Origin of the sequence: Niabella hirudinis (genome assembly GCF_051201075.1) — a bacterium.
GTDB classification, from domain to species: Bacteria; Bacteroidota; Bacteroidia; order Chitinophagales; family Chitinophagaceae; genus Niabella; species Niabella hirudinis.
Genome location: NZ_JBPEHJ010000006.1, coordinates 253,617 through 272,910, shown reverse-complemented (window position 1 = coordinate 272,910; position 19,294 = coordinate 253,617). Strand labels below are relative to the sequence as shown.

Annotated in this window: 11 protein-coding genes; 8 read left to right on the top strand and 3 right to left on the bottom strand. The window is 48.3% G+C overall.

Annotated elements, in window-relative coordinates; genetic code table 11:
• The first annotated feature begins 17 nt into the window (after nt 1-17).
• The 3 genes from GGU45_RS13915 to GGU45_RS13905 all read left to right on the top strand — a co-directional run bounded on the left by GGU45_RS13915 (nt 18) and on the right by GGU45_RS13905 (nt 4,900).
• Complete coding sequence (locus tag GGU45_RS13915; RefSeq protein WP_435225669.1) at nt 18-1,826, top strand: RagB/SusD family nutrient uptake outer membrane protein; 1,809 nt, start codon at nt 18-20, stop codon at nt 1,824-1,826.
• A gap of 71 nt (nt 1,827-1,897) precedes the next feature.
• Nucleotides 1,898-3,337 (top strand): DUF4623 domain-containing protein, encoded by a 1,440-nt coding sequence (locus GGU45_RS13910; protein WP_435225667.1) that lies wholly within the window; start codon nt 1,898-1,900, stop codon nt 3,335-3,337.
• Nucleotides 3,338-3,460: 123 nt separating this feature from the next.
• The gene (locus tag GGU45_RS13905; RefSeq protein WP_435225665.1) at nt 3,461-4,900 is read left to right on the top strand and encodes a glycoside hydrolase family 10-like protein; all 1,440 of its coding nucleotides are present in this window, start codon (nt 3,461-3,463) and stop codon (nt 4,898-4,900) included.
• Between the two features lie 72 nt (nt 4,901-4,972).
• On the opposite strand, the gene GGU45_RS13900 is transcribed toward GGU45_RS13905, so the two are convergent.
• From GGU45_RS13900 to GGU45_RS13890, 3 genes are all read right to left on the bottom strand, one after another.
• The gene (locus GGU45_RS13900; RefSeq protein ID WP_435225663.1) at nt 4,973-6,082 is read right to left on the bottom strand and encodes a carboxylate-amine ligase; all 1,110 of its coding nucleotides are present in this window, start codon (nt 6,080-6,082) and stop codon (nt 4,973-4,975) included.
• A 122-nt stretch (nt 6,083-6,204) separates the two neighbouring features.
• Nucleotides 6,205-6,579, bottom strand: a complete 375-nt coding sequence (locus tag GGU45_RS13895) for a four helix bundle protein (RefSeq protein ID WP_435225661.1) — start codon at nt 6,577-6,579, stop codon at nt 6,205-6,207.
• Between the two features lie 135 nt (nt 6,580-6,714).
• Nucleotides 6,715-7,662, bottom strand: a complete 948-nt coding sequence (locus GGU45_RS13890) for an ATP-grasp domain-containing protein (RefSeq protein WP_435225659.1) — start codon at nt 7,660-7,662, stop codon at nt 6,715-6,717.
• A 182-nt stretch (nt 7,663-7,844) separates the two neighbouring features.
• Here GGU45_RS13890 and GGU45_RS13885 point away from each other — a divergent pair, with 182 nt between their 5' ends.
• The 5 genes from GGU45_RS13885 to GGU45_RS13865 all read left to right on the top strand — a co-directional run bounded on the left by GGU45_RS13885 (nt 7,845) and on the right by GGU45_RS13865 (nt 19,277).
• Entirely contained in the window at nt 7,845-8,654 is an 810-nt protein-coding gene (locus GGU45_RS13885; protein WP_435225657.1) for an alpha/beta hydrolase, read from the top strand.
• A gap of 335 nt (nt 8,655-8,989) precedes the next feature.
• Nucleotides 8,990-11,053 (top strand): thioredoxin domain-containing protein, encoded by a 2,064-nt coding sequence (locus GGU45_RS13880; protein WP_435225655.1) that lies wholly within the window; start codon nt 8,990-8,992, stop codon nt 11,051-11,053.
• A 600-nt stretch (nt 11,054-11,653) separates the two neighbouring features.
• Complete coding sequence (locus GGU45_RS13875) at nt 11,654-14,998, top strand: vitamin B12-dependent ribonucleotide reductase (protein WP_435225653.1); 3,345 nt, start codon at nt 11,654-11,656, stop codon at nt 14,996-14,998.
• Nucleotides 14,999-15,678: 680 nt separating this feature from the next.
• The gene (locus GGU45_RS13870; protein WP_435225651.1) at nt 15,679-18,630 is read left to right on the top strand and encodes a sensor histidine kinase; all 2,952 of its coding nucleotides are present in this window, start codon (nt 15,679-15,681) and stop codon (nt 18,628-18,630) included.
• Nucleotides 18,631-18,656: 26 nt separating this feature from the next.
• The gene (locus tag GGU45_RS13865) at nt 18,657-19,277 is read left to right on the top strand and encodes a response regulator (RefSeq protein ID WP_435225649.1); all 621 of its coding nucleotides are present in this window, start codon (nt 18,657-18,659) and stop codon (nt 19,275-19,277) included.
• Nucleotides 19,278-19,294 lie beyond the last annotated feature (17 nt).

Below are 19,294 nucleotides of genomic sequence, written 5' to 3'. Positions count from 1 at the left end.
GCTGTAAAACAAAAAAAATGAAACTGAAATATACATTTATATGCCTGGTTTTAATAGTGGCAGCTACCGGTTGTAAAAAGCTCCTCGACCGGCCTCCATTAACCAACGTTCCGGATGAAACAGCCTGGAGTTCTGAAGATAATGTACGACTCTATGCCAATAAATTTTACACAGGTTATTTTGTAGGATATGGTACGCAGTTTAGTGCAGAAGCAGGCGCGGCACTGCTGGGTTTCCGCTTTAGTGATGATGTGTTCCTCATGGGCAACCAGAGCAACTTTTCGCGGTCGGTGCCCAATAGCGGTATATGGGGCATGGGCACCCTGCGCTCGATCAATATCATGCTGGACCGGATAAAAAACCGGATGAAGGGCGTTTTATCTGAAGAGGCTTACAATCATTGGACAGGCATAGGCCGCTTTTTCAGGGCGATGGAATATGCCGACCTGGTTAGTGACTATGGAGACGTTCCGTATTTTGGATATGTACCTTTAGAGACCAATCTTCCGGATTTATATAAGCCGCGCACCCCCCGCAGCCAGGTGATGGATTCGGTATATGAAGATCTGAAGTTTGCCATGAGCAATGTAAGAACTGCAGATGGCGACCAGCAGGTAAACCGGTATGTGGTGGCGGCCTTTGCTTCCCGTATTGCCCTTGCCGAAGGTTCCTGGCAAAAATATTATTACAAGGACGCGGCCCGGTCTGATAAGTTTTTTGCGTTGGCACAGGATGCCGCAGGTCTGGTGATCAACAGCGGCAGGTTTGATATTGTAACGGATTTCAGATCCTTATTTACCTCCAATTCGCTTTCCGGAAATAAAGACGTAATTCTATACCGGCATTATGATGCTGCTGCGGGTATTACCCATGCCATCGCTACCAATAATAACCTGTCGGAGTCGGTTGCATTCGGGCCTACAACAGACCTGATCAAATCATTTATTTGTGTTGATGGGCAGCCCTACCAAAATGCCACCGTTGCCAATGCGGATGATTTTACCTTGTCGAATATGATCAAATCAAGGGACTCGCGTTTGGAAGCTACGTTTTATGATAAGCCGAATGTAAGAAACAGGGCCTCATACTGGTATATCAATAAATTTTTACCCCGTGCAGCTGCGGCAATCGTAGATGCCGGGGGCTCCGTACCTACAGAGTTTACCTCCAATAAAAACCAAACTGATTACCCGGTAATGCGTTATGCCGAGGTATTGCTCAACTGGATTGAAGCCAAAGCAGAACAGGGGTCTGCAACCCAGGCCGATATCGAAGTTTCGATCAACAAGATCCGCAAGCGGCCGCTGGCGCCCGAAGCTACAGCAAAGGGAGTAAGCCAGACGGCTGCATTAAACATAGACAAGCTGCCGGATGACCCCTCGCGGGATCCTTCCGTACCGGCATTGCTATGGGAGATCCGCCGCGAGCGGAGAATGGAGTTTGTATTTGAATATTCCCGCTACCAGGATCTCCGGCGCTGGAAGAAACTGGAATATATGGATACCGAGAATAAGCCGGACCTGTTGTCGGGTGGTTGGGTCAATTTTCCAACAGAATTGCCCGATGATCTGTCGAAGGAGGCCAATAAGACCGGCCAGATATCGGTAGTGCCGCTCGCTGGTGGCAGCCCGGTTGTGTTTAACGGATCTAACGGCACGGCAATGAAAGGGTTTTACAGGGGTACCAATACCAATGGCCGCCTGGTGTTTCTCAATCAAACAGGGGTCAATCCTTATCTGTCCCCGGTGGGCAAAACACAAATGGATGATTATAAAAGCAGGGGCTATACACTAGCGCAAACGGAGGGATGGCCGGCTTATCAATAGTAACGGGATTTATCAAAAGTTACACCCTGCCATCAAAAGCATAAAAATTTATGGATGAAAAATTACATACAATGGTAAAAAATATTTCAACATATTCAGTAGTGATGCTGGCAGCACTGGTATTGCTGCTGGCGGTTTCCTGTCAGAAAAAGTACCCGGCCAATGTGGAATCCCCCGATGAAGTGGTATTAAAGTCCATCAAAATTATAAACGCCGGCGCTAACGGTAATACCGTATTGGAGGGTACGATCGATGAAAACCTGAAAACGATTGCGTTTCCCCGTCTGGATACCATGAGCGATTTTGATCATATTCAATTTGAAGCCACCATGTCCGGCGGCGGTAAACTGGAAACAACATCGTACCAGCTGGATTTTAAAGACGGCAGTCCCTATTTTATCGATGGTAAATCATCGCTTACCAAGGTGATCAAAGTGGTTAATAATGCACACTTCCGGGAGTATTTTGCCACGCTGGTCTTGAAAGTGCCTGCTTTTGGTGCCGACTTTGGAAAACCCCGGATCTACGACTATACCAATAATGAACTGGGCAACCCGGTATACCCGACATTTACCGGCGCTGCTACAAGAGGCTCCGGGTTTGACGGTGAACATGTACTTATTGTTACGCGGGCTTCCGTTGGCTCGCACCTGCTGAAGGTATCGGATCTCCGCAATAATGTGATTGCGCCTATATCACTGAACCTGTCAGGGGTAGCCGGCGGTACCTTCCCGGTAAATGTGGGCGCACAGGTAAACGGCCATTCTTATATTGCCAACCTTTCCGGCAATTCGGCGGCTTCACCCTTGAAAATATATCATTGGACCGATCCTGCTGCGGCGCCCCAGCTCATTGGCAGCCTGGTAGTGCCTGATGGGGGGATAAGACTTGGCGACAATATGTCGGCAAACCTGGATAAGGATGGTAACGGGTACTTCTTTTTTGGTGATAATGCTGCAACGAGGGTGGCACGGATAAAAGTGACCAACTATACACAGCTGTCGGAACCAACGGCATTTATAAGCGCCAGCGGCTCAAGCTATGTAATGTCTTATAACCGCGTGGGCAACACCGATGACTATATTTATACCGGCTATGATGCGCCCATCCGGCTGGCCAATGAATCGGCGGCGGTTGCTTATGCCCTGGATATTGACGCTGTGCCCAAACGGGGATCGGATGCGCATGTGATCACCTTTAACCGGGAGCGTTACCTGATCATGACCACTGCCGCGCGTACGGGAACCGAGCCCGTTGTGCTGTATGTGTATAATCTCACAAAAGGGAAAACAACGCGGGAGGCGCTGGAGGAGTTTAATAAGGCAGACGATAAAACAGCGGTATTCCAATACTCTTTATTGGGGCCTGCAGGTCCAAACTGCTTTTTGCAAACCCGGTGGCATATTACAAAAGATGATCAGGGCCGGGATCAGACATTGACCCTCTACGCTGCTGCTACAGATGCTGGTTTTGTGCTGATTGATTTGCCGGTAAAAGCATTGGAAGATTAAGGAGTATGCGTTTGTGAAAGAGAACTTGCCGGTAATAACGGGAGCCTCTTCTGTATTTTTTATTGGGTGTTTGATATTTTAAATTTTATAGGATCCCTTCTTCAATATAAATATATGTTTGATATGAAAAAAATAACCTGGTTTTTTATAATGGGGGCGCTGCTAACGGGGCTGAATGCATGTAAAAAAGATGGCGATACAGGCAATGCCGGTACCCCAGATAACAGCTTTAAGATTGCCAAAAAAGAAATGCGGGCAGTATGGATCACGACAGCCTATGGGCTGGACTGGCCGCAGGGGGAACACAATGTGGCCACCCAAAAACAACAGTACATTGCTTACCTCGACAAGTTTAAAGAGCTGAACATTAATGCCGTTTTTGTACAGGTCAAAGGCATGGGTGATGCGTTTTATAATTCACCTTATGAGCCCTGGAGCACGGTCATAACCGGCACCAGGGGCGCCGATCCGGGCTATGATGTACTCAAGTTTATGCTGGATGAAGCACATGCCCGGGGTATGGAGTTTCATGCCTGGCTCAATCCTTATCGTATTGCCACCCGCGCCAGCAGTACCACGGCATACCCGGCCTTGCACGCGTCCGTTCCCCCGGAATGGGTAGTCAATCATGAAAAGATCCAGATCTACAATCCGGCGCTTCCGGAAGTACGGCAGCGGCTGGCCGATATTGTAAAGGATCTTATTACAAAGTACGATGTGGATGGCATCCATTTTGATGACTATTTTTACCCGGACCCGGGGGCTGCCGGCACCATGGTGGCGGACAAGCCCGACTATGACCACTATGGAGCGGGCATCGCATCTATTGAAGACTTCCGGAGAGACAATGTAAATAAGGCCATCAAAGCGGTGCATGATGTTATTGTGGCTACCCGGCCCGAAGTGGTGTTCTCCATTTCACCGGCAGCAAGCGATACCTATAACTATAACACGCTATATGCGGATGTGCTGAAATGGAACCGCGAGGGATGGCTGGATGTGATCATTCCCCAGCTTTACCAGCAGGTGGGAGCTCCAACCAACGATTATAAAGAACGGCTTCAATGGTGGCACCAGTTCCGTTACCAGGCAACCATGATGGTGGGGCATGCCTATTACCGGTTCGGCGATCCTGTAGCCCCAACAGCTTTCCAGTCGGTAAATGAGCTCGAAAAACAATTTGACCTTACAAAAAAATACCGGGCTTCGCTCGGCCATGTTTTATACAGTGCCAAATACATCCTGCAAAATCCGATAGGGATTACCGATAAGCTGGCCACGCTGTGGAATACGCCAACAGTCATTCCGTTTTTAGGCCGGAGTGTTGCGGCGGACCCGGGCGAACCACAAAATGTACGTATAGAGGGCGGCAGCCTGAAATGGGATGCCAGCGGCGATGTGCGGTCTGTGGTTTATTTTACAACAGATCTGGCGCAGGAGGCAAAAGTGCTGACGATTACAAATGGGAAGGAGGCTGCGGCTTCGGCTGCCGGGTATTATTGTGTAACCACCATCAATAAGGATAATAAGGAAAGCAAGGCCTCAACGGTAATAAAGAAGTAGGGGTACGGCGAACTTGTTGCCGGCCCCTTTTACATTTAAAATTTAGCATTCAATATTTTATATTCTGGCAGGTTACAGTCCCGCCAAAAAACTTTCGCTGATATACCGGCCTACATCTGTAAGGTTTTTGGTTTGCTCAAAAAGGGCCAGCTGGCGGTCGGCCCCGGTGCCCCCTTCCAGGATCTTGTGCACATGCTCAATGCGGTGCCGGCTGCCAAGGTGGTCAATAACCGGATCCAGGAAATCCAGCAGCTCATAGATCAGCGCACGGGTATTGACCTCTTCTTCTTTTCCAAAATCGATCAGGTGGCCATCAATACCATAGCGGCTGGCCCGCCATTTATTTTCATTAATGAGGGGGCGCGAGTACTGGATGAAATTGAGATTTTTGCTGCGCAGCATATAGATCCGCGCACATACGGCCTGGAACAGTGCTGCAATCGTAATGGTTTCATCCACCGTCATGGGAATATCGCAGATGCGGAATTCCACCGTATTAAAAAAAGGATGCACCCGCAGATCCCACCATATCTTCTTGGCATTGTCAATACAATTGGTTTTGATCAGCATTTTTACATAATTGTCATAGGCTTCTATGCTTTCAAATGCATCGGGGATGCCGGTTCGGGGAAACTTGTCAAACACTTTGGTGCGGTAAGATTTGTAGCCCGTGGTCCTTCCTTCCCAAAACGGGGAGTTGGTGCTCAGCGCAAATATATGCGGCAGAAAATAGCGGGTGGAGTTGGCAATATGATTGGCCAGTTCCCGGCTCTCCATACCCACATGCACATGCAGCCCAAAGATGAGGTTGCTGCGGGCCGCTTCCTGTAATTCGGCCACGATTTCGTTATACCGGATATGATCGGTGATGAGTTGTTTTTCCCAGTGGCTGAAGGGGTGTGTGCCGGAGGCGCCCAGGGTAAGATCCAGCGTGCCGGCGATATCCGAAATCGTTTTGCGCAGCAGGGCCACATCATTATAGGCTTCGTCAATGTCCTGGCAGATATCGGTACCCACTTCCACTACGGCCTGGTGCATCTCTGCTTTTACCTTATCCTTAATGATCTTTTGCCCCTCCTGTACAATCTTTTGCTCGTGGCTTTTTAATTCAAAAGTCTGGTTGTCCAAAACCATGTACTCCTCCTCCACGCCCAGCGTGAATGTTTTATAATTGATGCTCATTTTTTAATTTGATTCCTGGTTTTTGATACTCGATTCTCGATACTTGATACTTGATTCTTGATACTCGATTCTTGATACTCAATCCAGCATCCAGTATCCTGCATCCAGCATCCAGTATCCCTCTATTTAACGCTGATATGTCCCGATTCTACGGCCTGAATAAACCGGTTAATCTTTCTGCCAAGCAGGTCTAACCGCTCTTTAAGGGTGCTGTATATCGGTTCATTCTTTAAAGAACTGGTTTCAAACAAAATATCTAAATGGTCTGTCGTTTCATCGTTGGACGCCTGCGCATATACAAGAAAACGGATGAACTCATTCTTGTATCGCCGTCGCCCGTAGCCTTCAACAATAGTGGACCGCACTGATTTACTGGATCGCCTGATCTGCTGTCCTTCTTCATACTGTTCAAACTGCGGAAGTTGAAGCGACATCTGATGAATCGTCCCAACTACTTCCCTGGCCAGCTGCCAGATCTCCAAATTTCGATAACTCATGGTTTGATGTTTTTTAAAGGTTAGATAGATGTTGATACTTGATACTTGATACTCGATTCTCGATTCTTGATACTCGATCCAGTATCCAGCATCCAGCATCCAGTATCCAATATCGAGCATCCAGCATCCGGTACCCTAAGAAGGCATTCTCCCCGCGCTTCTTTTTACATATTCCCCCCAGGTCAGGTTGTCGCCGCCGTTATTAGCCAGTGCTTTTTCGATGGCGTAGCTGGCAGCGGTTTCCACCACCCATTCAAAATTTTCTGCACCCACGCTTTTTACATCTGCATCCGGCGCCGGGTTGCAGAAGTCGATGGCGTAGGGAACGCCGTTTCTCAGTGCCAGCTCCACGGTATTAAAATCATAACCCAGGTACCGGTTTATCTTCAGCACAATATCCGTCATCTCCTGCAATTTTTCCGCGGAAGGGGCAAAATCGGCCACATAGCGCAGGTGGTGGGGGTTACGGGGCTCATAGGGCATAATGCGCACATATTTGCCCCCGATGCAATAACAGCGGTAATATTCTTCAAAAACAATTTCTTCCTGCAACAGCATTACCAGCTGACCCGTTTCCCGGTGCTTTTCAAAGAATTCCTCTTTGTCGTGTAGTTTATACACATTTTTCCACCCGCCTCCGGCAAAAGGCTTCATATACGCCGGAAACCCAACCTCTGCAAAAATACCCTCCCAGTCGAGCGGGTAAGCCAGGTTGCTAAACGATTCGTTTGAAGTATCATCGGGCCGGTCATGCGAGGGAAGGATGGCCGTTTTAGGCACGGGCACCCCGATCTGCGTCATGAGGCAGTTGTTAAAGTATTTGTCATCGGCGCTCCACCAAAAAGGGTTATTGATCACCGCCGTTCCGGTTACGGCAGCATTTTTTAACCAGGTACGGTAAAAAGGTACGTCCTGGCTGATGCGATCGATGATTACCGAGTAGCCGGAAGGCTGCCCTTGTAAAGCCTTGTCAATCCGCACAGGTTCTGCAACAATGCCATCAATACTTTTACTGTTGATCCGTTGCACGAAGGCTTCGGGGAAGGAGCGTTCTTTCCCAAATAGGATTCCGATTTTTTTCATGTTCTTGTTGTTTATTGTTCTGCTTTTACAGAACCGGTTTAATGTGATTTCATAGCCCGGCAAAGGGGGAAAGCAGCCATGGCTTTATGCCGCTTTTACAGGCTCCATTTTTGTTTTGTTTAATTTGAGCTTGAATTTAGGATATTCTCCATTCCCTGCAAAAAATTATTACTTTTGAGCGAATGAATACTGTAGAAGAGCAGCATTGCCTCACGGAACAGGCAACACTTGTATCCACGCATTTAAAGCGATGGGTAACAGTGGATTTTTATTTACCCGATGATGTAGAAGATTTTTCGGGCATTAGCCTGCTGCTGATCAACGATGGCCAGGATCTGCCAACGATGGGGCTGCAGCAATTGCTGACGGGTTTATACGCTACGGGACAGATGGCTCCGGTTTTATGTGTGGGCATCACGGCTGGCGCCGACCGGAAAAGAGAATATGGGATTGCCGCCGAGGCGGATTATCTCGGCCGGGGCGACCTGGCAGGAAATTATACCCGCTTTATTGTTGAAGAACTTATCCCGTATGTGCAGGATAAATATAAGGTGGCGGGGTTTCAGGACATGGCGTTTGCCGGTTTTTCCCTGGGGGGATTGAGCGCGTTGGATATTGTATGGAACCATCCGCAGCTGTTTTCAAAATCCGGCGTGTTTTCCGGTTCGTTTTGGTGGCGGAGCCGGGATCAGGATGATGCGGCTTACAATGATGACAAGGATCGTATTATGCAGCAGCAGATCCGCAGCGGAAATTACCGGCCGGGCCTGAAATTCTTTTTGCAATGCGGCCTGATGGATGAGGCTCACGACCGGAATAACAATGGAGTGATTGATGCCGTGGACGATACCCGCGATGTTGTACGGGAACTGATGAAAAAAGGATATCGCCCTGAAGACGTCTCCTACCTGGAGCTGGATGATGGAAAGCATGATGTAGCCACCTGGGCAAAGGCCATGCCCGTGTTTTTGAAGTGGGGATGGGGAAGGTAGAATTTGAGAATTTGAAAATGTGAAGATGTGAGAATGTGAAAATGTGGAAAGGTTTCAGGTTTGAAGTTTCAGGTTGGAGCAGTTTTTAAACTCAGATGTTTCAAATCTCTCCGAGGTTCCGGGTTTAAAGGTTCTGGAGAGCGTTAACGTCTAAATACCCGGAAATCTGAATACCAAATACCAAGGCTGATTTATGATGAATCTACTAATATTCGAAGAACCCGGTTAGTACCGAACTCAAACCTCAAACTTCAAACAAGAAACGAAGAACGGCCCATGGAGTATAAAAACAGGATCTAACCTGAAACCTTAAACTTTAAACATTAAACGGTTCAATGCCCAATCATCTCATAAACGAAACCAGCCCTTATTTGTTGCAGCATGCGCATAACCCGGTAAACTGGTATCCCTGGGGCGAAGAAGCGTTGCAAAAGGCGGTAACGGAAGATAAACCGATATTGGTGAGCATCGGCTATGCGGCCTGCCATTGGTGTCATGTAATGGAGCGGGAGAGCTTTGAGGACGAAGAAACGGCTGCGCTGATGAACGCGCATTTTATTAACATAAAGATCGACCGTGAAGAGCGGCCGGACCTGGATCATATTTACATGGATGCAGTGCAAACCATGACGGGGAGCGGAGGCTGGCCGCTAAATGTATTTCTAACACCGGACAAAAAACCTTTTTATGGAGGTACTTATTATCCGCCGCTGGCCTATGCCAACCGCCCTTCCTGGAAAGATGTGCTGGCAGCCGTTGCAGATGCATTTCAGCAAAAAAGGCAGCAGATCGAAAACCAGGCCGCCAGCCTGACCCGACACCTGGTGGAGGCCAATTCGTTTGGATTGGATGCTGCGGGTACATTGGAATTTTCCATCAGTGATATTGACACTGCCTGTTCCAATATCCTGAAACAGGCAGATACCACCTGGGGTGGTTTTGGACGGGCTCCAAAATTTCCACAAACCCAGGTGATCCGGTACCTGCTGCGTTACAGCGTACTGGAGCAGGGCCGTCCCGAAAGCCTTTCCGGCGCTGCCCGTGCCCAGGCATTGCTGAGCCTTAATAAAATGATGGAGGGCGGCATCTATGACCAGGTGGGCGGTGGTTTTGCCCGCTATGCAACCGATACGGAGTGGCTGGCCCCCCATTTCGAAAAAATGCTTTATGATAATGCATTGCTGATAACAACCCTTTCCGAAGCCTTACAGGCAACAGGAGATGAGCGGTATGCGGCCTGCCTGGCGCAAACCCTCAATTTTGTCGAAAGGGAATTGCTGCATCCGCAGGGAGGTTTTTATGCGGCGCTTGATGCAGACAGCGAGGGCCAGGAGGGCAAATACTATGTTTGGAGCAAAATGGAAATAGAGCACCTCCTGGGTGCCGATGCCGCACTGTTTATGACATATTATGATGTTTCTGCCGCGGGAAACTGGGAGGGGACCAATATCCTCCGGGTTTTAAAACCGGTGGCGGAAGTGGCAGCAGAACATGGAACTACGATGGCAGACCTGGAAGCATTGCTGGAAAAAGGCAGGCGGCGCCTGTTAGCCGAGCGGGAAAAACGGGTGCGCCCGGGGCTGGATGATAAAGTGATCCTGGGCTGGAACGCCCTCATGAATACAGCGTACAGCAAGGCTTTTGAAGCAACCGGCAATGCGGCATATAAAGCCCGGGCCATTCAGAATATGCAATTCCTGCTGAAAGCATTTGAGGGCGCCGATGGCCGCCTGTTGCATGTATGGAAAAACGGGGCTGCCCGGTACCCTGCATTCCTGGATGATTACGCGTGCCTGGTGGAGGCCTTGTTACAGCTGTACCGCATTTCGGCCGATGTTTCCTGGTTGCTGACAGCAAAGGAGCTTTGTGAAAAAGTTCAGGAAGACTTTTTAGAGGAGGATACCGGGTATTTTTATTATACACCCCGGAAACAGGAGGATGTGATCCTCCGGAAAAAAGAAGTATATGACGGAGCCACACCCTCCGGAAATGCCGTGATGGCGCAAAACCTGCTTACGCTGGCCCTGTTATTTGACAGGCAGGACTGGCGCTTGCAGGCGGGGCGGATGGTGGCGCAGCTGGGCAATGCCGTTGTCAAATATCCCACTTCATTTGGTGCCTGGATGCTGAACTATTACCTGGTGCATAAGGGCTTTAAAGAGATTGTTTTATTGGGTGATTACAAGCAGACGCAGCCGGAGCTTCTGCGCCATTTTCTGCCCCATAGCGTTATAATGGCGGCGCCCGATGCCGATGAACGTTTTCCGTTGCTGGCAGATAAAAAGGCTGGCAACCCTTTGCTGATCTACCTCTGCGAAAATTATGCCTGCCGCAAACCGGTTTATACATTGGAGGCATTGCTACGGCTGATGCATGGGGCCAACCCCGGCGTTGTTTAGAATAGAGGTTATTGTTCGCCCCGATTTACCGGGGCTCGGTATAAATGTAAAACCCGCCTGATCCGTCATTCGGGCAGGTGAAAAAGGAGTATTCGTGTAGCAAAAGGAGCTTGTCGGTTTTGACGGGATGCGCTTTTGCATTTTACATTGGATATTTATTATTTTACATTTCCTGAAGCTTTGTGAAAAAACGGTCTTTTATAACAAACCGATTCACTTTTTGATCGCTTGGCCAGTATATATACTCCGCGCCGGGTAAAAATGTTCAGTAAAAATCGTTGCGTCCTTGCTTCATAGCGTCTTCGCGCGAAAATCAATGCACAAATCCATCCGGTAAGAAGTATATATAAAGCATGCAGGTGGGTTCCCGCAGTCAAATGTGGAAAAAACATGACCAGCAAAGAATCAGCGCGCATCAACGAGAATACTTCCTGCAGAAAAAATAATGGCATAATCGCCCCCCGCGCCCCGTTTGGCTTTGGAGCTGCCAAATTGGTTTATCCACAACTGTGCATATTTAAGGCTGGGAATCCTGGTTTTGTAAAAGTAAATTCGTTACTCACGCTACAGTGTTTTTAACCTTAACCAAACTTTTATAAAATGGCGCCAACGAAAAAACAAAATCGCAGTGGTCTGAGTTTTAACAGGAAGTTTACTCAGGATGGAGTGAGTCCCTTCGACATGTTCAAATACGATTACCGCAGTTCCGTAATCAAGAATCCCAATGGGGAAGTGGTATTTCAGCTGGACGATGTGGAAGTTCCCCGGCAGTGGAGCCAGATCGCCACGGATATATTGGCCCAAAAATATTTTCGCAAAGCAGGCGTACCGCAGCCCGATGGAACCTTGGGCAGGGAAACCAGTGTAAAGCAGGTAGCCCACCGTTTGGCGCATTGCTGGCGCATGTGGGGCGAGCGGTACGATTATTTTGCCTCAACAGAAGATGCACAGGTTTTTTATGATGAGCTCGTTTTTTCGATCCTGAATCAATCCTGTGCGCCCAATAGCCCGCAATGGTTCAATACCGGCTTGCATGAAGTATATGGCGTTACCGGCAAACCCCAGGGGCATTATTATGTAGATCAGCGGGATGGACAGCTCAAGAAATCGACTTCCGCCTATGAGCGGCCACAGCCCCATGCATGTTTTATTCTCAGCGTTGAGGACGATCTTGTTAATGAAGGGGGGATTATGGACCTATGGGTGCGCGAAGCCCGCATTTTTAAATACGGGAGCGGGGTTGGTACCAATTTCAGCAGTATCCGTGGTGAGGGAGAAAAATTGAGCGGGGGGGGCACTTCCAGCGGGCTGATGAGCTTTTTGAAGATAGGGGACCGTTCTGCCGGTGCTATAAAAAGTGGCGGTACAACAAGGCGGGCAGCAAAGATGGTTTGCCTGGACCTGGATCATCCGGATATCGTGGAATTTGTAAACTGGAAGGTAGAAGAAGAAAAAAAAGTAGCGGCTCTCATCGCCGCAGGTTATTCCAGCGACTACGAGGGGGAAGCATACCGCACGGTAAGCGGGCAAAACAGCAATAATTCCGTCCGCATTCCCAACACATTTTTTAAGGCCCTGGCGGCAGACGGCGATTGGGAACTGAAGGCCAGGAGCACCGGCAAAACCATGCGTACGGTAAAAGCAAAGGATCTGTGGAATCAGATCAACTATGCCGCCTGGCGCTGTGCCGACCCCGGCACCCAATATGACACCACCATTAACGAATGGCACACCTGCCCGGAGGGTGGCCCTATCCGCGCCAGCAATCCCTGCAGTGAATACATGTTCCTTGATAATACGGCCTGCAACCTGGCCAGTGTAAACCTGCGTAAATTTTTTAATGAACAGGAAAACCTGTTTGATGTGCCGGGTTTTGAATATACCTGCCGCTTGTGGACGGTGGTACTGGAGATTTCTGTATTGATGGCGCAGTTTCCCTCAAAGGAAGTGGCCCGGTTGAGTTATGATTACCGCACGCTGGGGCTGGGCTACGCCAACATCGGCTCTATGTTGATGGTAAACGGCATTGCCTACGACAGTGATGCGGCCCGCGGCATTGCAGGCGCTATTACAGCTATCATGACGGGTGTGGCCTATGCCACTTCTGCAGAAATGGCCGGCAACCTGGGGGCCTTTCCCCGGTACCGGGAAAATAAGGAGCAGATGCTGCGGGTGATGCGCAATCACCGCGCGGCAGCCTATGATGCCGGAGATGCTTATGAAGGCTTACAGACGAAGCCCCAGGGCATTAATGCCGCTCATTGCCCCGATTACCTGCTAAAAGCTGCCACAAGGGCCTGGGATGCAGCTGTTCAGCTGGGCGAACAGTATGGCTACCGCAATGCACAAACTACCGTAATAGCGCCAACAGGAACCATCGGTTTGGTAATGGATTGTGATACCACCGGGGTGGAGCCGGATTTTGCCTTGGTGAAATTTAAAAAACTAAGCGGCGGTGGCTATTTTAAGATCATTAATCAAAGCGTGCCCCAGGCCCTGCGCACCTTAAAATATAACGAGCAGGAAATTGAGGCCATTGTAAATTATGCCAAGGGGCATGCTACCCTAAAGGGAGCGCCCCATATAAATGAAGAAACCCTGGCAGCCAAAGGACTTACGGCTGCGGAAATACAACAGCTGAACAATGCCACGGCAACCGCCTTTGAAATCCGGTTTGCCTTTAATGTGTTCACGCTCGGAGAAGCCTGTCTACAACGGTTGGGTTTTAAGCCGGAGGTGTACAATGATTTTAACTGGAACATGCTTGAGGCACTGGGTTTTTCTGAAAAAGAAATGGCGGCAGCCAATACCTATGTTTGCGGTACCATGACGGTGGAGGGCGCCCCTTACCTGAAAGAAGCGCACCTGCCTGTTTTTGATTGTGCCAACAAATGCGGGCAAACAGGCCAGCGCTATATTCATGCACACGGCCACATTCGTATGATGGCAGCGGCGCAGCCCTTCCTCAGCGGGGCCATCAGCAAAACCATTAACCTTCCTAATGAGGCGGCTATAGAAGAAATTGCCGATGCTTACAAGCTAAGCTGGGAGCTGGGGCTCAAGGCCTGTGCCTTGTATCGCGATGGTTCCAAATTGAGCCAGCCTCTGAGCAATAAGGCAGATACTGCGTCAAAAACGGAAGAAGAAAAAGAAACCATTGAAGAAAACGCTCTGCAAGCTGCAATCATCGATTTGGGTAAACTGACCATTGATGAGTTGTTGGAGGAAATCAATCACCGGGTACAAAACAGCGCCGACACTTCATTGAAGCGGCAGCTGGCCATGATCGTGGAACGCCGGTCGCTTCCGGCCAAACGCAGGGGATTTACACAAAAGGCAAAAATCAATGGCCAAACCCTCTTCCTGCGCACGGGCGAATACAATGACGGAACCCCGGGAGAAATTTTTATTGATATGGCCAAAGAGGGCGCTACCATGCGAAGTATGCTCAATTGTTTTGCTATTGCTGTTTCAATAGGATTACAGTACGGTGTTCCTCTGGAAGAATTTGTAGAAAAATTTGTATTCACCCGATTTGAGCCGGCGGGTATGGTACAGCATCCGAATATAAAATCCACCACTTCTATTATCGACTTTATGTTCCGGGCGCTTGCCTACGAATACCTGGGAAGAGCTGATCTTGTACATGTGCTGGACAAGGCCAGCGAGCCCGCTCCGGATGAAGATTGGGGAGCAGGCGCGCCAACGATTGGCGAACGAAAACCCGAGTTAAGCGATGTACGGGTAGTGGGCGCTGCTGCAGCGACACCTACGGTGAACAATAGCCATAAAAACGGAGCCCAGGCGGGGCTGGACGCTGTAAATGCAGCAGCAAAAAATATGCAGGGCGATGCCCCGGCCTGCAATGTATGCGGACATATCACCATTCGTAGCGGCACCTGCTATAAATGTCTCAATTGCGGTAATAGCCTGGGATGCAGCTAAGGGATCTGTAAACAATAGATAGCTATTTGTATCAAAAATCATGAATTAATTCAATAACCGTAAAGACGGGGAGACGGAAATATTTGTATTTATCGTCTTCCCGGCTTTATGGCAGAAAAATACTTTTTGACAACTGTTTTTTTGTAATTCTTTTTTAACGAGGCTGTATCAAAAGTCTCTGTTTTGTTATGCCGTCCCGATGGCGATGGGGATTGTTTCGGCATCTAAAGATGATTGTTAATCAATAGATTCTGAAACGAGAATAGATCCCGGGTCATGCCCGGGATGACATCTTCAGAACGACATCATGTTGTAAAGCGACTTTTGGGAAAGCCCCAAAGGACGCAACGAATACGCAATGCCCGCAAGGGCAGGCACCAAATAAAGGATGTAAAATAAAAAAGGAGTATGCGTTTAGCAAAAAGAGCTTGTCGGTTTTGACGGGATCCACTTTTGCATTTTACATTGGATATTTATTATTTTACATTTTTATCCCCGATGTATCGGGGACCAGTATAAGTGCCTTTGCGCACCTTTGCATATTCCTGGCGCACGGTGGGTTAAAGCCCAACTCCAAAAAAAGTTTGTAAGAATGTTATGTATCCGACATTTTTAGGGATGTTTGAAAATGTATATTTTTGTTTGGAGATGGACATCTATTTTAAATCAGCCGGCCCAATATGAAGCAAAAGAGAGCTTACCAGATGCTTTACGGGGCCGTGCTCCTTTTATTGCTGATCAGTTTGGTTGTAGGACCGGTTGCTTCCCAGAACCTCAGGATGGTAAAAACCTTTACGGTAAATGATGGGCTGGCCAGTAACCTGGTTTATTCCTGTATGGAAGATAGCCGGGGCTTTTTGTGGGTAGGCACCGATAACGGCGTTTGCCGGTTTGACGGAAAATACTTTAAACGCTATGCACAGCCGGAAGGCGTTCCGGACAACGATGTACTGGAAGTAATCCGGGAAAATGACGGCACCATCTGGATCAATACCTTCAAACAAGGGCCCTGCTACTACGATGAAGTTGCCGACCGTTTTGTAAACCCACTAAAGGATACAGGCATTCAAAAGGACATTATAAAGCTGGTATTATGGGGCAAGCGGCTGGATGAAGGCGGTATTGTGTTTTTTAATACGGCCGGGGAGCTCGTCTTTAAAAACAGGAAACTGGTAGTTTCAGCTACCAAAGTCGCCAATCGTTTTTATGAAGGAAATGAACCCTATTGGTTATATACAGGCCGGCCCGAACGGTCTGCTAAGGGCGAGTCGTTTGTATATTTAAAAGGCAGGGACCGTGTAGACAGTCTCCTGTTACCGGTTAACAAAGAGAAGAGGCCTTTGTCTGAAATTTCCGGGGTATTAAAGAATAAATTGTACCTGCTCCAGAATACAGGTAAAATTTATATTATACAAAAAACAGCAGGGCGGGCCCCACTCCGGGTGCTAAAAAATGAAATGGATGATAACCCGATCCTGATCCGTAAAAATGGCAATGATGTTAATATTTCAACCGTACGGGGGGCTATCTATGTTTTTGATTTTGTGACCGACACGTTTAAGTACAAGATCTCGGGCAGCTTTTTTGCCAATTCTTCTTTTAGAGACAGCGAGGGCAATGTTTGGGTGGCAACGGTAGACAAAGGCCTGATCCTTTTTCGCACTGGCAGCTTTAATATGTTTCGCCCTTTTGGCGATCCGCCAACGCGGAACAACTTCCGGTCGGTATTTGTTGACAACAAAGGAACGCTCTTCGGCGGCAATAATTATGGAGAAATTGTAGAAAAGACACCGGACAGCCGGCTGCGGTTTCACAACATCAGCGCAACCGGGGGCAGCGGAAGGGTGCTGGGGATGCTTGTTTCGCAGCACAAGTTTTTTGTAATATCCGAGTCGGGCGGAATCATCGATTTTAAACGGCAGATCCGGCTGGAAACGTCGGAGGAGCCTCTCCGCCAGTTAAAGCGGGGTATCATCTATAATGACAGTATTCTTATTGTTACGGGTGTAGACGCAAGAGGAGGGTTGTACAAGGTGAACACCATAACAGAAAGGGCCCGGCGTCTAAAAATTCCCCTGCTGAGGATCACCACGCTGGTGGTACAGGGTAAATATATTTATCTGGGCACCACAGAAGGGCTGTTTCGGTATGACTATGAGTCGGGCGCATTATCAGAAACAGGCAACAATACACCGCTTAAAGGATCCCGCATCCTGTCTGCAGCGGTAACGCCCGATGGATTGCTTTGGGTTTCGACCATCAATAACGGTGTCTTTGTATTGAAAAACAACACTGTAATACACCAGGTTTCTGATCCGGGGTTTTTGAATTTTTCAGTGATGAAGCTTCTGGAAACGGACCACTCCGGAGTTTTATGGGCTACAACCCGGAGGGGCGCCGCCTACATCAACTACAATATCCGGGGAGGTGGATTCAGCTATACGATCACCAACTTAAATCATGAGGAGGGCGTGTCCAATAATGTGATCAGCGATATCTTTTACAAGAAGGATTCTGTTTACCTGGCGGCAGAAAGCGGTATTGCGATTATCCCCGCCAACATGACGGTTCCGCGGTTTGATATAAAAACATACCTTACCGATATAAAAGTAAACCAGAAACCGGTTCCCGTTAGAGCCTCCTACGACCTTCCCAGCGGCGACAATGCGCTTACCCTCACATTTTCGGGTGTAAATATCTCCGGCTATTTTCATCATTTTATTTACTCATTGAATGAGGATTCCTCCAAATCGGAGATCGTGGGTAACACGCTGAACCTGCAGCTGGAACCGGGCCAACATGTTCTAAAAGTAAGGGCAGTAAACGTTAACGGGCTCATCAGCCGTCATGTACTGGTATTGCACTTTAATCTCCGGGCGCCTTTTTATCGCAGTGCCTGGTTTGTTTTCATCATGGCCTCCCTGGTTACGGGGGTCTCATTTTTTGGGTTTAACCGGCTCAAAACGGCCCGGCAAAAAAGAAAGCAGGCCCAAAAAACCCGGATTGAAACCGAAAGAAACCGGATTACAGAGGACCTGCATGACGATATTGGCTCAACACTCAGCAGTCTCAAGATTTATAGCGATGTGGCTTCAAGCCTGATGGAGCGCGATGTTTCAAAAACAAAATACCTGCTGGAGCAGATTTCGGTGAACTCCTCCAAAATCCTGGAGGATATTGGGGATATTATATGGAGTATGCGTGCCGACAAACACAATATGCTTACCGTAGACAGCCGTATAAAGAATTTTGTTTCCGAGGTGTTGGGAAGCCGGGAGATCGATTATCACATCCAGGTAGCGCCGGAAATCAATGATATGGTTCAGCATATAACGGCGCGGAAGAACGTGGTATTGATCGTTAAAGAAGCCGTCAACAACATTGTAAAGTATAGCCGGGCCAGTCATGTATCCATCCATATTTACAAGAAGGACGACTGGCTCCGGATCGAAATTGTGGATAATGGCATCGGTTTTTATGAAGATGCAAAGCCCTCCGGCAACGGATTGCGCAATATGAAAAAACGGGCCGAGGAGCTGGGCGGTATTTTCCAGATAGCCAGCTTTCCCGGAAAAGGGACCAAGATCAGCGCCGCCATTCCTGTCACGAATATTAGTGACAAAAGCATATAGGGAACAATTTTATCTTTGCCCGAGCAATGCCAATCAGGGTTTTTATATATGATGATAATATCGCCAGACGAGATAGTCTGAAGAACCTGATCCAACTGACAGACAACCTGGAATATGTTGGTGAGGCAGAGAATTGCAAAGATGCCGTTGCCGATATGGAGAACACCCTGCCTGATGTTGTATTGATGGATATTAATATGCCGGAGGTAAACGGGCTGGAAGGCTTGAAAACCATTAAAACTACGCGTCCGGAGATCAAAGTGCTGATGCAGACGGTCTTTGACGACAGTGAGAAAATTTTTACCAGTATCCGCAACGGCGCCAGCGGATACGTATTGAAAAACGACTCCTCCCAAAAACTGCTGCAAGCGATTCATGATGTTCATGAGGGGGGCGCTGTTATGAACCCCGGCATTGCGTTAAAAGTGCTGGACTATTTCAAACCACCTGCAATCGCTTCGTCTTTAAGCGAAAGGGAAGCGGAAGTGCTGCAATTGCTGGCAGATGGACTGAGTTATAAGATGATTGCTGAAAAATTGCAGATCACTTTAAACACAGTTGGAACCTATACCAAAAGGATCTACGAAAAATTGCATGTTGCTTCACTGGGAGAGGCAATATCCTTTTATTATAAACATCTTAAATGAGAGTAGCCGGTTAATGA

What these genes read in the sequence shown, in the direction of transcription:
- GGU45_RS13875 (WP_435225653.1), top strand. Translation starts at nt 11,654, where the DNA reads ATGGCGCCAACGAAAAAACAAAATCGCAGTGGTCTGAGTTTTAACAGG.
- GGU45_RS13905 (WP_435225665.1), top strand. Translation starts at nt 3,461, where the DNA reads ATGAAAAAAATAACCTGGTTTTTTATAATGGGGGCGCTGCTAACGGGG.
- GGU45_RS13880 (WP_435225655.1), top strand. Translation starts at nt 8,990, where the DNA reads ATGCCCAATCATCTCATAAACGAAACCAGCCCTTATTTGTTGCAGCAT.
- GGU45_RS13885 (WP_435225657.1), top strand. Translation starts at nt 7,845, where the DNA reads ATGAATACTGTAGAAGAGCAGCATTGCCTCACGGAACAGGCAACACTT.
- GGU45_RS13910 (WP_435225667.1), top strand. Translation starts at nt 1,898, where the DNA reads ATGGTAAAAAATATTTCAACATATTCAGTAGTGATGCTGGCAGCACTG.
- GGU45_RS13915 (WP_435225669.1), top strand. Translation starts at nt 18, where the DNA reads ATGAAACTGAAATATACATTTATATGCCTGGTTTTAATAGTGGCAGCT.
- GGU45_RS13890 (WP_435225659.1), bottom strand. Translation starts at nt 7,662, where the DNA reads ATGAAAAAAATCGGAATCCTATTTGGGAAAGAACGCTCCTTCCCCGAA.
- GGU45_RS13870 (WP_435225651.1), top strand. Translation starts at nt 15,679, where the DNA reads ATGAAGCAAAAGAGAGCTTACCAGATGCTTTACGGGGCCGTGCTCCTT.
- GGU45_RS13900 (WP_435225663.1), bottom strand. Translation starts at nt 6,082, where the DNA reads ATGAGCATCAATTATAAAACATTCACGCTGGGCGTGGAGGAGGAGTAC.
- GGU45_RS13865 (WP_435225649.1), top strand. Translation starts at nt 18,657, where the DNA reads ATGCCAATCAGGGTTTTTATATATGATGATAATATCGCCAGACGAGAT.
- GGU45_RS13895 (WP_435225661.1), bottom strand. Translation starts at nt 6,579, where the DNA reads ATGAGTTATCGAAATTTGGAGATCTGGCAGCTGGCCAGGGAAGTAGTT.